An 18,436-nucleotide genomic window follows, 5' to 3' on the forward strand; every position below is an offset into this window, starting at 1 on the left:
CTGCGCGATGTCTGCGGGGTCACGCGCGGCGCGTCACGCGCGGTGCGTCGCGGGCACCCGGTCTCGTGCGTACGTGATGTCCGTGTACCCGTGCGGGGCGGGGTTGCCGTCCTCGTCGAGGTTCACGAACACGACCTCGTCGATGGTCAGGATGCTGCGGTGCGTGAAGAGGTTGCGCGCCTCGGCCCGCATCGTCAGCGAGGTTCGGCCGAACCGGGTGGCGACGAGGCCGATCTCGACGATGTCGCCCTCCTTCGCCGAGGACACGAAGTTGATCTCCGACATGTACTTCGTGACGACCTTGCCGTTGCCGAGCTGGATGATCGCGTACACGGCTGCTTCCTCGTCGATCCAGCGGAGCAGGCTGCCACCGAACAGGGTGCCGTTGGCGTTGAGGTCCTCCGGGCGCACCCACTTGCGGGTGTAGAAGTTCATCTCGGGTGCGACGTCGTCTTCGTGGTGCTGCATGTCACGTCATGGTACGCCGACGGCCGCGCCCTCGCGAGGACGCGGCCGTCGGGCTGCGCCGGCCGGTGCGGCCGACGCGCTGCTGCTCCTGCTCCTGCTCCTACTCCTTGACGAGGACGACCTCGTCGAGGGGGATGCGGGTGCGCGGGGCGACCTCGCGCTCGGCGGCCTTCTCGTCGAGTTGCGACGGGTGCGCCACGGTGCCGACGGCGGTGACCGTGTAGGGCAGGAAGCGCTCGGGCAGGTCGAACGCGGCACGGAGCCCGGCGGCGTCGATGCCCGCCATCTGGTGCACGTGCAGGTCTTCGGCGTGGGCCTGGACCGTGAGGGCGGCGAGCGACTGGCCGAGGTCGTACTGCGCGAAGGGGCGCTCCTCGCCGTCGGCGGTCACGGTCTCGAGCACGCCGACGACCAGGGCACTGGCACGGAAGGCCCACGCCGCGTTGAAGCCGAGCAGGTTCTCGTTGATCTTGCGGAACGTCTCGGTGCCACGGCGGCCGGCGATGAAGCGGCGCGGCTGGAAGTTCATGGCGGACGGGGCCCAGCGGGCGGCCTCGAGGACGGCGTCGAGCTGCGCGTCCGAGATCGTCGCGGTCTCGTCGTAGGACCGGGGGCTCCACCGTTCCTCGAGCAGCGGTACGAGCGGCTGGCTGGAGTCGGTGGACCGGGTGAGGGTGTCGGCGTTCGTCGAGGTCATGGTGGCCACAACGCTATTCGATGCGTACGCATTTCCGACCTGAGTGACGTCACATGCCGCGCGCCGGGGGTGCCAGGATGGACCGGATGGGTGGCGTGCTGACGGGTTTCGCGATCATCGGCGCGATCATCGCCGGTGGGTACGTCGTCGGGCGCATCGGACTCCTCGGACCGCACGCCCAGTTCGTGATGAGCCGGCTCGCGTTCTTCGTCCTCATGCCGTGCCTGCTGTTCCACACGATCGCGACGGCCGACATCGAGTCGTTGCTGTCCCCGATGCTCTGGGTCTCGCTGCTGAGCGCCGCCGTGGTCGCCCTCGGGGCCGCCGCCGTGTTCCGCTTCGTGCTGCGTCGACCCGTCACGACGACGACCGTCGGAGCGCTGGCGTCGAGCTACGTCAACGCGAACAACATCGGCCTGCCCGTCGCCGTGTACGTGCTCGGCGAGGCCACCGCGGTCGTGCCGGTGATCCTGCTGCAGCTCGTCGTGATGGCGCCGATCGCCCTGACGATCCTGGACGCCGCGACCGCCGGCGCCGGGAGCTGGGGCCGACGCATCGCCGGGCCGTTCCGCAACCCGATCATCATCGCCTCGCTCGTCGGCCTGGTGTTCTCGGCGACGGGGATCACCCTGCCGGACCCGGTGCTCGAGCCGTTCTCGCTGGTGGGTGCCGCTGCGGTGCCGGTCGTGCTGCTGTCCTTCGGCATGAGCCTGCACGGTGCGACCCCGTTGCGGGACCCGGCGATCCGGACGGACGTGATCGTGGCGTCGGCGATCAAGCTCGTGGTGATGCCGGCGGTGGCGTTCGTGTTCGCCCGCTTCGTGTTCGGCCTCGGCGACCAGCAGGTCTTCGTGCTGACGACCCTCGGGGCCCTGCCCGCGGCGCAGAACGTGTTCAACTACGCGCAGCGGTACGGGGCGGCGGTCCCGGTGGCCCGCGACGTGGTGCTCATCTCGACGCTCGGCTCGGTACCCGTGCTGGTCGCCGTGGCCGCCCTGCTGCACCCGTAGCGATCGCCGTAGCAGCCGCTGAGACGCCGGTGTGTTGCTGAGACACCGCGACGTCGCCGAGACGCCGCCGGTTTCGGCGGCGTCTCGCGCACGTGCGGGCGTCGTGCGGGCACGCCGGCGTCTTGCGGCGCCCTGGACGCGCCGCGAGACGGACGGGAGGCCCGTGGCGGGGTTGCGCCGAGCCTCCCGGCCGTCGTGGGGCGCGCCCACCCCGCATGGTGAGCAGAAGTGGTCGGGTGGCGGCCGCCGACCCGACCCGTTCTGCGCACGAAGCGCGCGCGTATCGTGGCGGGCACGCGGGGCGGACCGCTCCGTGACCGACGACGAGGACGAGGAGACCGGCGATGGACACGATGGCGATGATGAAGAGCATGTCGATGAAGGACATGCCCATGGCGATGGACATGGACGTCATGCAGGACACGATGATGGCGATGAACGCCGCGTCGATGGCTGCGACGATGTGCTCCGCGGCCGACATGCGCATGGGCGGCGAGATGGCGACCTGCGCCGCGATGTGCTCGAACACGGCGATGCTGGCCGACACCGGCATGCGGATGATGATGCGGCCGATGGGCATGGACATGCCGGCGATGCAGGCGATGCTCATGGCCGTCGTCGCGATGGGGACCGCGTGCGCCACCGAGTGCCGGACGCACCAGGACATGGACGAGTCGTGCCGCTACTGCGCCATGGCCTGCGACGAGATGGTCGCCAAGTGCCAGGCGATGCTGGCCTCGATGACGGCCTGAGCGCCCGCCCCGGGACTACGCGGTGCGCGCCGTGGTCTGACGACCACCGGCGCTGAGGATCTCTGCGACCGGGTGGTGGGCGACCGGCTCGCCGACCGACAAGACGCCGTCGGCGTCCGCCACCCGCAGCTGCGTGATGCTCCCGTCGAGGAACAGCACCACCGCGTCGGCTGCGCGGGTCTCGACGACGATGCCGTCGCGCCACGAACCGGGGGCCGCGGTCGCCATGAGGCGCTGGATGGGAAGGATCGTCGTGCGGGACATGGCTTCACCTGCTCTCGAAGGGGTTCGGTGCAGGAAACCTACGACGGTGTGACGGGCCGCTCAACGACGGGGGTCGCGGGGCGTAACAGAGGGCGTCACGGGGCGTGACACGGCCCGACGGCGGCGCGACGGCCGTCGCTTCAGAAGATCATCGGCCGGTCGTCGTCGAGCGAGGTGTCCAGGTCGAGCTCGACCACCACGGGGACGTGGTCGCTCGGAGCGTCGCCCTTCCGCTCGTCGCGGTGGATCTCGGCACCGGTGACGACGTCGGCGAAGGCCTGCGAGCCGAGCACGAAGTCGATGCGCATGCCCTCGTTGCGGGGGAACCGCAGCTGCTTGTAGTCCCAGTAGGTGTAGCCGTCGGGCACGATCGGGCGGACCACGTCCTGCAGGCCCCGTGCCTCGAACTCGCGGAACGCGGCGCGCTCGGGCTCGCTGACGTGGGTGGAGCCCTCGAAGACGCGCATGTCCCAGACGTCCTGGTCGAGCGGTGCGACGTTCCAGTCGCCCATCAGCGCGAGCGGGGTCTCCGGGGACGCTTCGATCCACTCCGCCGTTCGGTCGGCCAGCTGAGCGAGCCAGTCGAGCTTGTACGTGTAGTGCGGGTCGCCGAGCTCGCGGCCGTTCGGCACGTACAGGCTCCACAGCCGCACGCCGTCGACCGTGACGCCGATCGCGCGGGCCTCGATCGGCAGGTCCGGGCCCTCGTGCCCCTTCAGGAACCCGGGCTGGCCGGGGAAGTCGCGGGTGACTTCTTCCATCGGCAGCCGGCTGGCGAACGCGACACCGTTCCACTGGTTCAGGCCGTGCGCCTCGACGTGGTACCCGGCGGCCTCGAACGCGTCGACGGGGAACTGCTCCGGCTTGCACTTGATCTCCTGCATGCCGAGGACGTCGATGTCCTCACGCACCAGCCAGTCGACGATCCGACCCACTCGGGTGCGGACGGAGTTCACGTTCCAGGTCGCCACGCGCATGGAACAAGAACCTACCGGTGCCGACTGACGGCGGGTGCGGCAACGGCTGCGGTGCACGGGCGTCGTACGGCACGATGGTGTTCGCTGGAGGCCAGCAATCGATCGCACGGAGGCAGCAATGGCATCGACGACGAACCGCGTCGACGGGACCACGACGGGCATGACCACCGGGAGCACCCAGCCCGCCGGCACCACCACGACGCAGGTCACCGCCAAGGGCAGGACCATCATCGACGACACGGTCGTCGCGAAGGTCGCGGGCATCGCCGCCCGCGACGTCCCCGGTGTCTTCGCGCTCGGCGGCAACGCCTCGCGGGCGTTCGGCGCCATCCGTGACGCGATCGGCTCGAGCGCCCTCGGCCAGGGCGTGCGTGTCGAGGTCGGCGAGACCCAGGTGGCCGTCGACCTGACCATCGTCGTCGACTACCCGACCCCGATGATGGAGGTCGCCACCGCGGTGCGCACCGCCGTCACGAACGCCGTCACCGAGCTCGTCGGGCTCGAGGTCACCGAGGTCAACATCGCCATCAACGACGTGAACATCCCGGCCCTCAACGGTGTCGAGGCCGAGGTCGACACCCGGGACGGTCGGGTCCGGTGAACGCCACCGTCGTCGGGATGGGCACCGGCGCCCTCCTCGCCATCGTCGCCGTGACGCTCGGGTTCTGGGCGTTCCTGGTCGTCGCCGTCTGCATGGCCGTCGGCGCGCTGGTCGCCCGCATCGTCACGGGCGACGTGGACTTCCGGCGCCTGCTCGACGTGCTGCGCGGACGCCGGAGCTCGTCGTGAGCGACGCCGCCGTCGCCGAGACCGGTGGCAGCGGCGTGCGGGTCCCCGGTTCCGACAGCATCGGCGCGCACGCGCTGGTGCACACCGCGCAGGCGCTCGCAGCCGAGTCGCTGCGCGTGCCCGCTCGGGAGGTCCGTGCCCGGGTCGCCGACGACGGCCGCGGTGCGCTGGCGGTCGAGATCACCGCCCCGCTCGCGTTGCCGGTACTGGGCACCCACGCGCTCCCCGACGAACCCGTCGTCGCCACGGCGCACCGGGCCCGCGGCACGATCGCCGAGCGCTTCCGCACCATCACCGGCCGACAGGTCGCCCGTGTGACCGTGACCTTCGCCTCGTCCGTGGTGGAGACCCCGCGGAGGGTCCGGTGACGGCCGGGCCGTCCGTCGCCGCGCCCACCGCCGACCACGCCGCCACCCACCGTCGCCTGCTGCGCCGCGAGACCCACGTGTCCCGGTCGGGGGCCGTCGTCGTCGCGATGCTCATCGCCCTGGTCCTGGCCGCCGCTGCGGTCTTCGCCGGTGCGCTCGTGCTGCTCGACCAGAACGTCCTCGGTGTGGACCCGCGCGCCGTGGTGGACACCGCCCTCGCCGCACCGGACGGTCTCGACACCACGATCGTGATCGGCGTCGCCGCCATCGTCGCGCTCGTCGGCCTCGTGCTCCTGCTGCAGGGCATCCTGCCGCAGCGACGGCCCCGGCACACGATGTCCTCGGACCGGTTGGCCGTGGTCGTCGACGACGAGGTCCTGGCATCTGCTGCGGCCCGCGCTGCCCGCTCCGCGACCCGCCTCGGCACCGACGCCGCCGTGGGCACCGTCGGACGCCGCACGGTCGACGTCGTCCTCCGTCCCGCGGCCGGGGTCGACGTGCCGGCGCTCGCCGCGACCGAGGCAGTCGAGCGCGAGTTCGCGGCGATCGACGCCCGGCCGCCGATCGCCGCCCGCGTGCGGGTGCAGCCGACCGGACGGGTGGACGGATGAACGCGACGAACCGCGGGCTCGGCCGTGCAGCGCTGATCGTGATCGGACTCGTCCTGCTCGTCGCCGGGGTCGGCGCGATCCTGGTGCAGACGGCGCAGGGGCTGCCGCTCGTGGCGTCGTGGTGGCGTGCGGTCGGTGATGCGCTGTCCGGCCTCGGTACCGGGGCGTCCCGCGACGATGCGGTGTTCGCGTGGACCTGCGTGCTCGGTGGCGGCGTGGTGCTCGGCATCCTGGCGCTCGTGGTGCTGACGACGCTCGGCGGAGGCCGCGAGGGCACCGTCGTGGACAGCGACGGTTCGGCGGACGGCGTCGCCGGCTCGGTCCGCATCGAGTCGACGGCCGTGCAGCACGCACTGTCCTCGGCGATCGGCGCGATGCCGCAGGTGGGCTCGCTCGCCGTCGACGTCTACCGGGTCCGTGGCGGGGGACGGGCGATCCGGGTGCGGGTCCGTCCGCGCCGGGGTGCCGCCCCGCGCGAGATCACCGAACGGGTCGAGGCCGTCGTCGCCGACCTGGACGACCTGCTCGGCGAGCGCCTGCCCGTGCTGCTCGAGATCGCCCGCGGTGGGTCGGGGTCGTCCCGTCCGGACCGCGTGCACTGAGGGTCGCCGTGGTGCGCTCGATCGGCGGCCTGCCCCGGCCGGGCGTCACGGTCCCGGTGCCGCGCGTCGTCACTGAGGCCGCACGGGGGCGCGAGGTCGCGCTCGTCTGGCACAACGAGGTCGGTGGGACGACGTTCCGGATCGGGCCGGATGCCCTGGCCGAGGAGTTCGTGAAGGTCCTGCCGCACGCCTACGCCCAGTGGATCGACCGCGAAGCCGCGCGGCTGACCTGGGCATCCCGGTACGTGCGGGTGCCCGAGGTGCTCGAGCACGGCACTGACGACGACGGCGTCTGGCTCCGCACCCGCGCGGTTCCCGGTTGGAGCGCCGTCGACCCGCGCTGGCACGACGAACCCCGGACCGCGGTGGTCGCGGTCGGTGAGGGGCTGCGCGCGCTGCACGACAGCCTGCCCGTCGACGAATGCCCCTTCACGTGGGCGACGGCCGACCGGTTCGATCGCGCACGCGGGGCCGACGCCGGCGCCGACCGCGGCCCGGGTGACCTCGGTCCGGAGCCGCCGACCGACCGGATCGTCGTCTGTCATGGTGACCCGTGCACCCCGAACACGCTGATCGGTGCGGACCGGCGGTGGAGCGGGCACGTCGACCTGGACGCCCTGGGCATCGCCGACCGCTGGGCGGACATCGCGGTGGCGACGATGGCCCTCGGCTGGAACTACGGACCCGGGTGGGAGCCGCTGTTCCACCAGGCGTACGGGCTGCCGGACGACCCGGAGCGCACCGCCTGGTACCGGGCGCTGTGGAACGCCGACGTGGACGACGTCGGGAGCGTGCCGAGCTGAGCGAGACCGGCCGAGCGGAGGTCGGGTCAGATCTTCGGCGGGCTCACGATCGGGTCGTCCCACGAGGGGAACTCGGGGGAGACGCCCGGAAGGGAACGGGCGCGGTAGTCGGCATCGTTTCGTCCTCCGACCGCTTCGGAGAGCGCATCAGCGTCGTCGGTCCAGAAGGGCTCGCTGTACACCGTGGGTTGTCACCGTTCTCTTGGGCGGAGTACTGGATCTGCCACCCGTCGCCGGTGCTCGCCCAGACCTCCTGGTCGCCGGCGATGGTGCGTTGCTCGATGTGCCAGCCCTGGTCCCTGAAGCAGTCGATCATCGGTTGCAGGTCCCACTGCTGGTCGCTGGCGCCGGGCGGGGACCAGAGTCGGGTGGTGCTCATGTCGTAGCTGTTCTTCGTGTCCGACCCCGGTAAGGGGGCGACGCCGTCGCCTCCGATCAGCGGCACGCGGTCGCCGCCGCCCCATTCCCATTCGCCGTCGTGGACCTGGAGTTGTGCGTCCCGCAGGAGCCGCTGCATGTGTTGGTAGTGGTCGCGGTAGGCGTCGAACTCCTGGTGCAGGGACATCTTCGCGACGTCGTCCTGGGTCAGGCCTGCGGCATCGGCGGGCATCTGGTCTCCTCCTGCCGCGCACCCGGTCAGCAGACCCAGGGCCAGGGCTGCCGTCATGACGGTGCGGAGCACGGTCAGATCTTCGGCGGGTTGACGATGGGGTCGTCCCACTCGGGGAAGTCGGGGTAGACGCCCGGGAGTGACTGATCTGGGAAGTCGGCCGAGGAGCGTCCGGCGACAGCCCGCCTGAGGGCATGGGCGTTGTGGGTCCAGAACGGCTCGCTGTAGATCTCGAGCGAATACCGGCCGTTCGTCTGGGTCGAGTAGATGAGCTGCCAGCCGTCGCCGGTGGTGGCCCACACCTCGTGATCGCCGGTGATCGCTCGGTGTTCGATCGCCCAGCCCTGTTCGGTGAAGTAGTCGATCATCGGCCGGAGGTCGCGTTGCTGGCCTGTGGCGCCGGGCGGGGACCAGAGTCGCCCGCTCCGCATGTCGTAGCTGTTCTTCGTGTCCGATCCGGGCAACGTGGCCACACCGTCGCCGCCGATCTGGGGGACGTCGTCGCCACTGTCCCATTCCCATTCGCCGTCGTGCACCTGGAGTTGTGCGTCCCGCAGGAGTCGTTGCATGTGTTCGTAGTGGTCGCGGTAGGCGTCGAACTCCTCGTGCAAGGACATCTTCGCGACGTCGTCCTGGGTCAGGCCTGCGGCATCGGTGGGCATCTGGTCTCCTCGAGCCGCGCACGCCGACAGCAGCCCGAGCGTCAGGGCTGCCACTGTGACGGTGCGGAACATCAGATCTTCGGTGGGCTGACGATGGGGTCGTCCCACTCGGGGAAGTCGGGGTAGATCCCCGGGAGTGACCGTTCCGGGTAGTCGGCGTCGTTTCGTCCTCCGACCGCTTCGGAGAGAGCATCCGCGTCGTTGGTCCAGAAGGGCTCGCTGTAGACCTCGAGGGAGTACCGGCCGTTCGACTGCGCGGTGTAGATGAGCTGCCAGCCGTCGCCGGTGATCCCCCAGACTTCGTGATCGCCGGTGAGGGTGCGTTTCTCGATGTGCCAGCCCTGGTCAGTGAAGTAGTCGACCATCGGTTGCAGGTCACGCTCCCGTCCCGTCGCCTTCGGCGGCGACCAGTGTCGTCCGCTCCGCATGTCGTAGCTGTTGCTCGTGTCCGACCCGGGTAGGGGGGCGACGCCGTCGCCTCCGATCAGCGGCACGCGGTCTCCGCCGCCCCATTCCCATTCGCCGTCGTGCACCTGGAGCTGAGCGTCCCGCAGGAGCCGCTGCATGTGTTGGTAGTGGTCGCGGTAGGCGTCGAACTCCTGGTGCAGGGACATCTTCGCGACGTCGTCCTGGGTCAGGCCTGCGGCATCGGCGGGCATCTGGTCTCCTCCTGCCGCGCACCCGGTCAGCAGACCCAGGGCCAGGGCTGCCGTCATGACGGTGCGGAACATCGATTGCATGGTGTTCATCATGGCTTCCCGGTGGCGATGATCTTCGCGATGGTCTGCTGTGACGTGGCGTCGCGGGACAGGTAGCCGACACCGCTGTCCGGGTACATGTCGTGTCCGGTGACGGCCTTGCTGCCGTGTGCCGCCTCCGCGCTGAACGTGCTGACGTCAGGAAGGTCGCGCGGGTCGGTACGCCCGATGCGCCCGAAGTCCGCGGTGCGGTCGGCGGAGCCTTCGGTCGCGTAGACCCGGTCGACGTTGAGGTGCTCGGGCGTCGTGGTGTCGGTGAACCCGACCGAGCCGTAGGTGACGAACGAATCCACGCGGTGCCGGGTCTGCGCGAGCGCCTCGGCCGCGGTGGTCGAGCCGTAGGAGTGACCGAGGACGGTCAGGGAGCGCGGTGCGGCACCGCGGCTGTCGTGGATGCCGTCGAGGAACGAAGCGAGGTTCGAGCCACCCGCAGTCGCCCGGTCCTGGTGCGGGACCTGGATGACCCCCGGTGCGCGGTAGCCGAGCCACGACACGACAGCGAAGGAGTCCTTCCCCGTTCCCTTCCTGCTGGCGGCGGTGAGTAGGCCGTTGGCCGCACGGACCTTCTCGCCGGTGCTGCCGAGGGTCGTCATCGCGCCGGGCACATTGACGGTCACGTTCGACGCCGTGTCCAGGTCACCGACGACGACGCCGGCGACGAGCGCACCGTTCGAGACGCCGAACCCGACCAGCTGTGCCACTGCGGTCGACGGCCGGAGGATGTTCCGCGCGAGGTCGTCGGCATCTCGCAGGCCGTCGCGGAGCGCAATGACCTGCTCCCTGAACTCCTCGAGGCCGACCGCGCCGTAGGTGTACGGCAACCCCAGCAGCCGGTACAGCCGTTCCGGGTCCCGCACCGCGGCGGACAGCACGGCCCGGGACGCGATGTCGCGCTGCGCGGCCGGGACGCCGTCGAGCCCCGCGAACTGCATCTGCGTGGTCAGGGGCAGTGCCCGGACGTCGGCGGCGGTGAACCCGAGTGCGGCCCAGGCCGCGGCGACCTCGGCCGGCGTCAGGGACGGGTCGAGCAGACGCTGCAGCCCGGGTGGGAGCGTGGAGGCGCCTGCCGCATCGAGGGCAGCGTTCGCGAGGGGTCCACCGCCCGCGGTGCTGAACGCCGCGGCGATCCGATCGATCCAGGCAGCATCGTCGGTGTTCTCGGCGAGGTAGTCACCGAACCCACCTGGCAGCGTGGCCCCGTCGATGGGCACCCAGCTGCAGCGGCTGGTGAAGGCCACCCACGCGTTCCGCACCCGGGCGAGGTCCTGCTCCGTCGACGAGTCCTGCGCCCGAGCCGTCGCGGTGAACTGCCGCAACCTGGCCGGATCCGCGCTGCTCCGTCCGCCGGAGGCACCGCCCGTGCGCCGCCGGCTCCGGGCGCGGAACGTCGCGGACACCGGAGAGGGACGGTGCGGAGCGCTGGACGGCTTCGGGTCGAACACCGCGCTGCTCCAGTCGAGCACGGGCTGCATCGTGAGCCCGGCGCCGACGCGCACGAGGTCGCGGTCCGCTTCCCGCTCCTGCCACGCAGCCGTGTCCGCCAACCGCTTCCGTTCCGCATCCGCCTGCCGCTGCACGATCCGGAGTTGATCGGCCAGGGCCTCGAGCGCCTTCGCCAGTCGGACCCGGTCCTCGGACTCCGGCACCCGTGCCGCCTCGAACAGCCGCGCGTACGCACCGTCGAAGTCGTGCAGAGCGGCTTCGGCGCCGCTCCGTCGCGGCCACGCACTGGCGCGCAGGGGCATCGCCACCTCGACCGCACACGCGATCAACCGCGACGCCGCTGCGTCGTCGAACTCGATCCCCATCGTCCCCCACCATCCCGCCGCCGGTCGATGGGGAGAACGTAGCATTTCAACGGTGCAGTGTCACATGGGGAGCAGTCGGTGTGGAAAGACGAAGGCCGCCGCCCGCTGGAGCGGGCGGCGGCCTGTTGCGCGGTGTGGACTAGAAGGCGACCCCGCGAGCGCTCATGAACGGCACCGGGTCGGTGGTCGCGCCGTTGATGTGCACCTCGATGTGGCTGTGGCAGCCGGTCGATGCACCGGTCGAGCCGACGAGGGCGATGAGCTGCCCGGCCGAGACCTGCTGCCCGGGGCTGACCCGGAAGCCGCCGTCGACGATGTGGCCGTAGGCCGTCTGGACACCGCCGCCGTGGCTGATGCGGACGTAGTTGCCGTACCCGCCGTACCAGCCGACGTAGTCGACGGTGCCAGCCGAAGCGGCGACGATCGGGGTGGAGCAACCGCTGGCCAGGTCGGTGCCCTCGTGCATGGTGACGACACCGGTGATCGGGTGGACGCGGTACCCGTACGGGCTGATGACATACCCGCTCGCCGGGCGGACCCAGCCGGTGCCGGATCCGGAGCCGACGGAACCGCCGCCGACGGAGCCGCTGCTGCCCGTTGAACCGCCGCCGCTTCCGCCGCCGGATGACCCGCCGTCGCCGGAGTCGGCCGCCGCGGCGGCGGCTGCTGCAGCTGCGGCTTCTGCGCGGGCCGCGGCTTCCCGGGCGGCCTTCTCCTCGGCAGCCTTGCGAACTCGCTCACCCTTGGCGAACTCGGCCTCGGTCCGGACGCGGCCGGAGGTCAGGGTCGCGAGCTGGGCGTCGAGTCGCGCCTTGTTCGACTCCTGCTCGTCGTAGGCGTTCTGCACTGCATCGGACGCCGTCTGGGCCTCTTGCATGCGATCCTCGGCCTCGGCCGCCAGGTCGCCGAGCGCCTCGGCGGCGCGGTCGGCCTGGGCCTCGAGCGAGCGGGCGACGGCGGCGTCGGCGCTCGCCGCGGCCTGCACGCGCTCGGCCTGCTCGGACAGCTTGCTCAGCGCGCCGAGGTTGTAGAGGAGATCGCCCGCGTCGTCGCCCTGGGTGAGCACCGAGGTGGTGACGTCGGCGCCGCCCGAGCGGGACATCTGCGCGGCGAACTGGCCGGCCTGTGCGGCGCTCTGGTCGGCGACGTCGGCGTGGTCCTTCGCATCGGCGCGGAGCTTCTGTTCCTTCTCGGCGGCGTCCTGTGCCTTGCGCTGGGCGTTGTAGAACACCTGCCCGAGCTTCTTCGCCTTCGCCTGTGCTGCCTCGACCTTGGCGTCGAGTTCGCTGAGGATGCTCTTGATCTCGGTGATCTGCCCCTGCTTGTCGGACTCCTTGCCGCGGGCGGACTCGACCTCGTCCCACGTGGGGTAGGTCGCAGCCTGGGCACCCGGTGCGTCGACCACGACCGTGCCGAGCAGGCCCGCGAGCGCCAGACCGGTGACGGCGAGGCGCAGGCGTACGGAGACACGGGGGGCGCGGAGGCGGGTGGGTCGAGACATCGAGCACGAGCCTATACATCCGTACAGCGAAGATCGGACGCCGACGCGCCGCTGTGGACAACTCCTAGAAGCCGCGGTCGCGTCGGATGGCCTCGGCGCTCCTCACCACGTCGCGTCGCAGGACCTCGGCGCCGGCCGTGTCGGCGTAGTCGTAGACGTCGAAGCCCGTGCAGTGGGTGATCGTCGCCGGGGCTCCGAGGGAGTCCTCCACCGCGGTGGTCCAGAGGTCGTGCGACCCGACCACCACGAAGGTCGGGTCGGCGTCGCGGTACGCCCCGAGGTCGACGAGCCACGGGTACGTCTCGAAGGTGTCGCGGACCTGCAGCAGCTCGACGTTCGTCGACGCGTAGGTGGCGAGGGGCCGGACCGTCCAGAACTGTCCGACGCCGGTGACCTGGCGCCCGTCGGCCCAGCGGTCCAGACAGGACGACGCCGTGTACCGCGCGGTCGTCACGGCGTGCACGGTGCCCGGTGCGACGGCGATCCCCGTGACGAGCACCGCGGCCATCGCGACGGCGACGCCCGCACGCACCCCGCGGCGGGGGCGGTGGACGCGGGTGCGTCTGACCGCAGTGCGGGTGAGTTCCGCGACGGCGATGAGCGCCAGGAGCGGTGCCGTGACGATCGGTTGCAGGTACCGCGGGGTCTCGGACCCGGCGACGACGACCCCGATCGACACCGCGAGCACGGTGACCAGGGGCAGGACCGTCGCGACGAGGACGGTCCGTGCCGTCCGCACCCGCCAGGCCCACACCGTGCCGCCGACCGTGACGAGGACCCCGGCGAACAGCAGGAGCAGCTCCAGGTCACCGGGGGCCGTGCCCGCCCGGTCGTCGGTGAGCGCGGCGAAGAACCCCAGGGTCTCGGCCGCGCGCGACGGCTGCACGTAGGTGGCCGGGTCGAGGGAGACGAACGGCCGCAGGGGGATCCGCACCAGGTACCCGACGACCGATCCGACGACGACCACGCCGGCGAGGAGCGCGGCCGGCCGCCAGGGCACCCGTCGCGCCGGCACCAGGAGCCCGAGCGTGACGACGACCGGAGCGGCGGACCACGGCACGTACAGCGGGTTCGACGCCGTTGTGCACGCGGCCACCAGCCCGAGCACCACGAGCAGTGGCACCGACGCCCGCCCGAGCCGCACCGCCCGCAGCACGAGCACCGCGGTGCCGAGCATCGCCAGCACGGCACCGTAGTAGTAGGTCGTGGTCAGCAGCAGGGACGCCAGCTCGAGCGAGGTGGCCGTCGCCGACGACTCGGTCAGCACCAGCAGCGTGACGAGACCGAGCGCCCCGGCCGACACCGCGATCCTGGCGGGGTGCCCGGCGGACGGCATCAGCTCGTTCGCGGCCGCCCGCACCAGGGCGTAGACGGCGAGGAGCACGAGCACCCCGTTCAGCGCCAGGGCCTGCTGCGGCGTCGTCGTGACGAGCGAGCTGAGCAGGTAGACCGGCAGCTCGGGGAAGAAGAACAGCGCCGGGGACATCGCCCACTCGAACGGTTGCCCCGCCTGCAGCGACCGCTCGACGAGCGGCAGCAGCACCGAGTCGCCGTCGTACCAGAGCAACGCGACCCGGTCCGTCGCGATGACGTGGCGCAGGGCGATGACGGACAGGGCGAGCGCGACCAGCGCGCCCAGGGCCTCCCGACCGATCGTGACGGCCACGTCACCGGGCCGGCGGCCGCCAAACGGAGCCGGCTCCACGGCGGGGCGACGCGGTGCTCGGGACATGTCCCGGAGCGTACCGAGGCCGCCTCGGTGTCGGCGCTCGGTGCCCCCACAGGACGGGGGAGCGCGCTGCGAGCCCGACCGACTACCCTTGTGGGCTGTGACCGACGCGCGCGAACAGTTGATCCAGTACATCTCCTCCGAAGCGGTGTTCCACGGCGACTTCACCCTGACCAGCGGGAAGAAGGCGACGTACTACATCGACCTCCGGAAGGTCAGCCTGGACCACCGGGTCGCGCCCCTGATCGGACAGGTCATGACCGAGCTCGTCCAGCAGGTGCCGGACGTCTCCGCCGTCGGCGGCCTCACCATGGGTGCCGACCCCATCGCCAGCGCCGTCCTGCACCAGGCCGCCGCCCAGGGCCTGACCTACGACGCCTTCGTCGTCCGCAAGGAGCCGAAGGACCACGGGCGCGGCAAGCAGGTCGAGGGCCCGGACCTGAAGGGCAAGCGCGTGGTCGTGCTCGAGGACACCTCCACCACCGGCGGCTCGCCGCTGAAGGCCGCCGAGGCACTCGAGCGCGAGGGCGCGATCATCGCCGCCGTCGCGGTCGTCGTCGACCGGGACACCGGTGCGAAGGAGACGATCGAAGCGGCCGGGTACCCCTACTTCGCGGCCATCGGGTTGGCTGATCTGGGGCTGACCGCGTGAGCGGGGAGCGTCCGGACGACGCACGCGAACCCGACGAGACCGCCGGCCCGGCAGACGGGGACGACGGCCTGGAGGCCCGGCGTGCGTCCGACCCGGACGCTCCGTTCCACGGTCTCCGCAGCGCCGCGGACATCTTCGGCGCTCCGCGGGGCGAGGAGGACTGGCCGTCCCGCCGGGAGCGCCGCGAGGCCGAGCGCACCGCACGGGAGACCGGCGCGCCCCTGCCCGAGCCGTTCGTGGCCGAGCCGGAGGACGCTGCTGCTGATCCGCCTGCTGCGCCGCCCGTTGCTCCGCCCCTCGACGACGGCGCGACGCAGGCCATCTCGATGCCCCCCGAGCTCCTCGCGCCCTCCGAGAACCCCGACGCAGCCGTCGAGCACGAGCGCTCCACCCTGCACGACCGGATCCCGGCCCCCGCGGACGAGCCGCAGGACTCCACGGCGCCGCACCCCTCGTCGATCGTGCTGCCCACCGCGCAGACCCACCGTGACGAGCGCGCCGCCGCCGCCAAGGCCATCGAGGACGAGCGTCGCCGGGTCGATCCGTTCGGCGAGGGTCGTGCCGACGTCGACTGGCTCGGCCGTGCCACCGGTTCGCACCCGGAGCCCGTCGCCCCCGCGGCACCGCAGCCCGTCGGCGTCGAGAACGTGTTGCCCCCGACCGAGGAGCCGCCGAGCTTCACCGACCTGCTCCGCATCACGAGCACGGGGTCGGTCCCCACGCAGACCGGGGGGCACGACCGACCGTTCGACTGGGCGATCCGAGACGACGAGGCCGGCGAGGTACCGGCGACGTTGACGACCGACTCGTTCGACACCACGGCGCTGTCCGCAGGGTCCTGGTCGCTCGCCGACGAGACCGAGTCCGAGGGCGAGGTCGTCGCCGGCGAACTCGACACCCCGGCCGACGGACTGCCCCAGGCGCCGCCGACGTACCCGGTGCCGCCGGCCGTGCCCGTGCCCCCGGCCGTGCCCGTTCCGCCGGTAGCGGTTGTGCCGCCGGTCGCGCCGGTCGCGCCGGTCCCGCCCGTCGTCCCGGCTGCCGAGCCGACGGACGCGACCGAGGCCGTGGACGCGCCGCGAGACGATGCCGCAGCCCGTGCGGACGACCGGCCTGAGAGCCTCCCCGCCGATGCCCCGACCACGGCACTGCCGGCGGCCGTCCCACCGACCGCTGCACCGCCGCTCGTCGAACCGATGCCTGGTGCGCAGGCCTCCCCGGCGCACCTGCCGGCCTCGGTGGGGCAGGACCTCGACGCCGTGCTCGGACTGCGCCGGAGCGACACGCGCGAGCAGCCCGCTGCGCTGCCGGCGACCGCACCGGAGGACCTCGACCAGTCCGAGTGGGACGGCCGTGAGACGAGCGACACGAGCGCCATCAAGGACCTGTTCGGCACCGAGGCCGTCGGGCAGCTCGGCGACACCGGCTACGACCCGGCCGACACCGGCACGCGGATGATGCCGACGGCCGCCGTGCCCGCAGCTGTGCCGGCGGCTCGTCCGTCTGCGGCTGCTGGGCCTGCTGGACCTGCTGGGCGGCCGGCTGCCGCCGGTCCGGAACGGCAGCCCGGCGAGCGTGACAACTTCATCAACGAGGGCTTCGCGAAGCTCCGGAACGAGGGCAAGCGCGGCAAGCAGCTGCTCATCTGGGGGTCGATCGCCCTGATCGTCGTGCTCATCGTGCTGGTGTTCCTGCTGTCGAAGTGGATCCTCGGCAACGACATCGCCGACCAGGCCGTGCCGACGAAGTCGCCTGCTGCGGCCTCCTCGGCCCCGGCGACACCGACCGCGGCACCCTCGGCGTCGCAGTCGAGTGACGCTGCAGCACCGGCCGCGACGCTGCAGTTCGCGACGACGCCGGCGCTGCCCGGCGAGCACGCCTGGACCGACCTCGCCGGTGGTGAGTGCCTGTCGCCGTTCACGAACGCGTGGGCGCAGACCTTCACGGTCGTGGACTGTGCGACGCCGCACATCGGACAGCTGACCGCACGGCTGCCCGTCGAGGGTGATGCGTACCCGGGCGCCGAGGCCCTGGCGACGCAGGCGGCCGACCAGTGCCAGTCGGACGCGGCGCTGAACGCCTCGGACGCGGCCACCGTCGGCGACGTGCAGGTGCAGGGGTCGTACGCGCCCGACCAGGCGACGTGGGACCAGGGCGACCGGTTCATCTCGTGCTTCGTGACGCGGTCGTCAGGGCAGCCCTTGACCGGGTCGTTGGCGCCGGGGGCGTAGGCGGCGCGCTGGGGTCCGCACCCGTTCTCCGTCGATCCACCCCGTGATCGACGGGTGGTCTGTCGGAACCTGCCCATGCAGCCGATGCGTGTGCAACGAACGACGTCCCACCCGTCGAACGACGAGTGGGACGTCGGAACATGCACGCGCATCCGGCGGCGCGGCGGGCGTCAGGCGCTCGCGGGCACCTTCGCGGACACGTCGGACAGCGTCTGCAGCTCGTCAGCGGTGAGTTCGAGCTCCGCCGAGGCCAGCAGTGCCGGCAGCTGCCCGGTGTTCCGCGCGCTCGCGATCGGTGCGACGACGTCCGGCTGCGCCTGCAGCCAGGCGAGTGCGACCGTGGCGAGCTCGGCACCGTGGGCCTCGGCGACGGCGGACAGGGCGTCCACGACGGCGAGCCCCTCGTCGGTGAAGTACCCGGACACCTGGCCCTCGCGGTCCTTGCCGGCGAAGTCGTCCTTCGAGCGGTACTTGCCGGTCAGGAACCCGGCGGCGAGCGAGAAGTACGGCACGACGCCGAGTCCGTGCTCGTGCGCGAGCGGCGCGATCTCGGACTCGTACGGCTGACGGGTGACCAGGTTGTAGTGCGGCTGGATCGCGACGGGCTGGGCGAGGCCGTTCTCGGTCGCGATGCGGATCCACTCCGCGGCGCGGTCCTTCGAGTAGTTCGAGATCGCGGTGTACCGCACCAGGCCGTCGCGGACGAGCTGGTCGAAGGCGCGGACGGTCTCCTCGAGCGGGGTGGACTGGTCGTCGAAGTGCGCGTAGTACAGGTCGATCCGGTCGGTACCGAGGCGCTCGAGGCTGGCGCGGGCCGCCGCCGCGACGGTGTCGGCACCGAGGCCCTGGAACTCCGGGTGCTGTGACCCCTTCGTGGCGATCACGACGTCGTCACGCTTGCCGGATGCCCGGAGCCACGACCCGATCACCCGCTCGGACTCACCACCCTCGTTGCCCGGCGCCCACGCGGAGTACACGTCGGCGGTGTCGATGAAGTCGCCGCCCGCCGCGGCGTAGGCGTCGAGGACCTGGTGCGAGGTCGACTCGTCCGCCGTCCACCCGAAGACGTTGCCGCCGAGGGCGAGGGGGAACACGTGCAGGTCACTGGTACCGATGCGGGGCATGCGGGGGTCCTTTCGTGGTC

The 18,436-nt window shown here is 71.8% G+C and carries 21 protein-coding genes; 10 read left to right on the forward strand and 11 right to left on the reverse strand.

The window, feature by feature from the left end:
• Nucleotides 1-33 precede the first annotated feature (33 nt).
• Together ITJ56_RS05870 and ITJ56_RS05875 are read right to left on the reverse strand one after the other, a co-directional pair.
• Entirely contained in the window at nucleotides 34-468 is a 435-nt protein-coding gene (locus ITJ56_RS05870; RefSeq protein ID WP_194628625.1) for an acyl-CoA thioesterase, read from the reverse strand.
• 100 nt (nucleotides 469-568) lie between these two features.
• On the reverse strand, nucleotides 569-1,165 hold the full coding sequence (locus ITJ56_RS05875; RefSeq protein WP_194628627.1) for a nitroreductase family protein: 597 nt from the start codon (nucleotides 1,163-1,165) through the stop codon (nucleotides 569-571).
• Between the two features lie 86 nt (nucleotides 1,166-1,251).
• Here ITJ56_RS05875 and ITJ56_RS05880 point away from each other — a divergent pair, with 86 nt between their 5' ends.
• Together ITJ56_RS05880 and ITJ56_RS05885 are read left to right on the forward strand one after the other, a co-directional pair.
• Complete coding sequence (locus tag ITJ56_RS05880) at nucleotides 1,252-2,175, forward strand: AEC family transporter (protein ID WP_194628629.1); 924 nt, start codon at nucleotides 1,252-1,254, stop codon at nucleotides 2,173-2,175.
• Between the two features lie 344 nt (nucleotides 2,176-2,519).
• The gene (locus tag ITJ56_RS05885) at nucleotides 2,520-2,927 is read left to right on the forward strand and encodes an aldehyde dehydrogenase (RefSeq protein WP_194628631.1); all 408 of its coding nucleotides are present in this window, start codon (nucleotides 2,520-2,522) and stop codon (nucleotides 2,925-2,927) included.
• Between the two features lie 15 nt (nucleotides 2,928-2,942).
• Here ITJ56_RS05885 and ITJ56_RS05890 read toward each other — a convergent pair whose 3' ends face one another.
• Nucleotides 2,943-3,191 (reverse strand): nuclease, encoded by a 249-nt coding sequence (locus tag ITJ56_RS05890; protein WP_194628633.1) that lies wholly within the window; start codon nucleotides 3,189-3,191, stop codon nucleotides 2,943-2,945.
• Nucleotides 3,192-3,331: 140 nt separating this feature from the next.
• Nucleotides 3,332-4,168, reverse strand: a complete 837-nt coding sequence (locus tag ITJ56_RS05895) for an exodeoxyribonuclease III (RefSeq protein WP_194628634.1) — start codon at nucleotides 4,166-4,168, stop codon at nucleotides 3,332-3,334.
• 118 nt (nucleotides 4,169-4,286) lie between these two features.
• Between ITJ56_RS05895 and ITJ56_RS05900 the strand changes: the two genes are divergently transcribed.
• The 6 genes from ITJ56_RS05900 to ITJ56_RS05925 are packed head-to-tail and all read left to right on the forward strand — an operon-like array spanning nucleotide 4,287 to nucleotide 7,341.
• Complete coding sequence (locus ITJ56_RS05900) at nucleotides 4,287-4,769, forward strand: Asp23/Gls24 family envelope stress response protein (protein ID WP_194628641.1); 483 nt, start codon at nucleotides 4,287-4,289, stop codon at nucleotides 4,767-4,769.
• Nucleotides 4,766-4,957: a DUF2273 domain-containing protein gene (locus tag ITJ56_RS05905; RefSeq protein ID WP_194628643.1), complete on the forward strand. Its 192-nt coding sequence runs from the start codon at nucleotides 4,766-4,768 to the stop codon at nucleotides 4,955-4,957. Before ITJ56_RS05900 ends, ITJ56_RS05905 begins: the two co-directional genes overlap by 4 nt.
• A complete protein-coding gene (locus tag ITJ56_RS05910; RefSeq protein WP_194628645.1) occupies nucleotides 4,954-5,325 on the forward strand; it encodes a hypothetical protein in 372 nt (123 codons plus the stop codon). The genes ITJ56_RS05905 and ITJ56_RS05910 overlap by 4 nt, the downstream gene beginning before the upstream one ends.
• Nucleotides 5,322-5,936: a hypothetical protein gene (locus ITJ56_RS05915; RefSeq protein ID WP_194628646.1), complete on the forward strand. Its 615-nt coding sequence runs from the start codon at nucleotides 5,322-5,324 to the stop codon at nucleotides 5,934-5,936. The genes ITJ56_RS05910 and ITJ56_RS05915 overlap by 4 nt, the downstream gene beginning before the upstream one ends.
• Nucleotides 5,933-6,538 carry a hypothetical protein gene (locus ITJ56_RS05920; protein WP_194628647.1) on the forward strand — a complete coding sequence of 202 codons (606 nt, stop codon included), beginning with the start codon at nucleotides 5,933-5,935 and terminating at the stop codon, nucleotides 6,536-6,538. Before ITJ56_RS05915 ends, ITJ56_RS05920 begins: the two co-directional genes overlap by 4 nt.
• 8 nt (nucleotides 6,539-6,546) lie before the next feature.
• Nucleotides 6,547-7,341, forward strand: coding sequence for a phosphotransferase (locus ITJ56_RS05925; RefSeq protein WP_194628648.1), 795 nt, complete (start codon nucleotides 6,547-6,549; stop codon nucleotides 7,339-7,341).
• Between the two features lie 43 nt (nucleotides 7,342-7,384).
• Here the strand turns inward: ITJ56_RS05925 and ITJ56_RS05930 are convergent, their stop codons facing one another.
• The 6 genes from ITJ56_RS05930 to ITJ56_RS05955 all read right to left on the reverse strand — a co-directional run bounded on the left by ITJ56_RS05930 (nucleotide 7,385) and on the right by ITJ56_RS05955 (nucleotide 14,412).
• Nucleotides 7,385-8,023: a hypothetical protein gene (locus tag ITJ56_RS05930; protein WP_194628650.1), complete on the reverse strand. Its 639-nt coding sequence runs from the start codon at nucleotides 8,021-8,023 to the stop codon at nucleotides 7,385-7,387.
• A 2-nt stretch (nucleotides 8,024-8,025) separates the two neighbouring features.
• Nucleotides 8,026-8,685 (reverse strand): hypothetical protein, encoded by a 660-nt coding sequence (locus tag ITJ56_RS05935; protein WP_194628652.1) that lies wholly within the window; start codon nucleotides 8,683-8,685, stop codon nucleotides 8,026-8,028.
• A complete protein-coding gene (locus ITJ56_RS05940; RefSeq protein WP_194628654.1) occupies nucleotides 8,685-9,344 on the reverse strand; it encodes a hypothetical protein in 660 nt (219 codons plus the stop codon). Before ITJ56_RS05940 ends, ITJ56_RS05935 begins: the two co-directional genes overlap by 1 nt.
• A gap of 17 nt (nucleotides 9,345-9,361) precedes the next feature.
• Nucleotides 9,362-11,179: an alpha/beta hydrolase gene (locus ITJ56_RS05945; RefSeq protein ID WP_194628656.1), complete on the reverse strand. Its 1,818-nt coding sequence runs from the start codon at nucleotides 11,177-11,179 to the stop codon at nucleotides 9,362-9,364.
• A 139-nt stretch (nucleotides 11,180-11,318) separates the two neighbouring features.
• A complete protein-coding gene (locus ITJ56_RS05950) occupies nucleotides 11,319-12,680 on the reverse strand; it encodes a peptidoglycan DD-metalloendopeptidase family protein (protein ID WP_194628659.1) in 1,362 nt (453 codons plus the stop codon).
• 64 nt (nucleotides 12,681-12,744) lie between these two features.
• On the reverse strand, nucleotides 12,745-14,412 hold the full coding sequence (locus tag ITJ56_RS05955; RefSeq protein WP_194628661.1) for a hypothetical protein: 1,668 nt from the start codon (nucleotides 14,410-14,412) through the stop codon (nucleotides 12,745-12,747).
• A gap of 97 nt (nucleotides 14,413-14,509) precedes the next feature.
• Here ITJ56_RS05955 and pyrE point away from each other — a divergent pair, with 97 nt between their 5' ends.
• A complete protein-coding gene (gene pyrE, locus ITJ56_RS05960) occupies nucleotides 14,510-15,061 on the forward strand; it encodes an orotate phosphoribosyltransferase (RefSeq protein WP_071404348.1) in 552 nt (183 codons plus the stop codon).
• Nucleotides 15,058-17,292, forward strand: coding sequence for a septum formation family protein (locus tag ITJ56_RS18875; protein WP_194628663.1), 2,235 nt, complete (start codon nucleotides 15,058-15,060; stop codon nucleotides 17,290-17,292). The genes pyrE and ITJ56_RS18875 overlap by 4 nt, the downstream gene beginning before the upstream one ends.
• Nucleotides 17,293-17,462: 170 nt before the next feature.
• Here the strand turns inward: ITJ56_RS18875 and ITJ56_RS05970 are convergent, their stop codons facing one another.
• Nucleotides 17,463-18,416: an aldo/keto reductase gene (locus ITJ56_RS05970; RefSeq protein ID WP_194628665.1), complete on the reverse strand. Its 954-nt coding sequence runs from the start codon at nucleotides 18,414-18,416 to the stop codon at nucleotides 17,463-17,465.
• Between the last annotated feature and the right edge of the window lie 20 nt (nucleotides 18,417-18,436).

The organism is Curtobacterium sp. VKM Ac-1376 (assembly GCF_015351025.1).
Taxonomy (GTDB): Bacteria; Actinomycetota; Actinomycetes; order Actinomycetales; family Microbacteriaceae; genus Curtobacterium.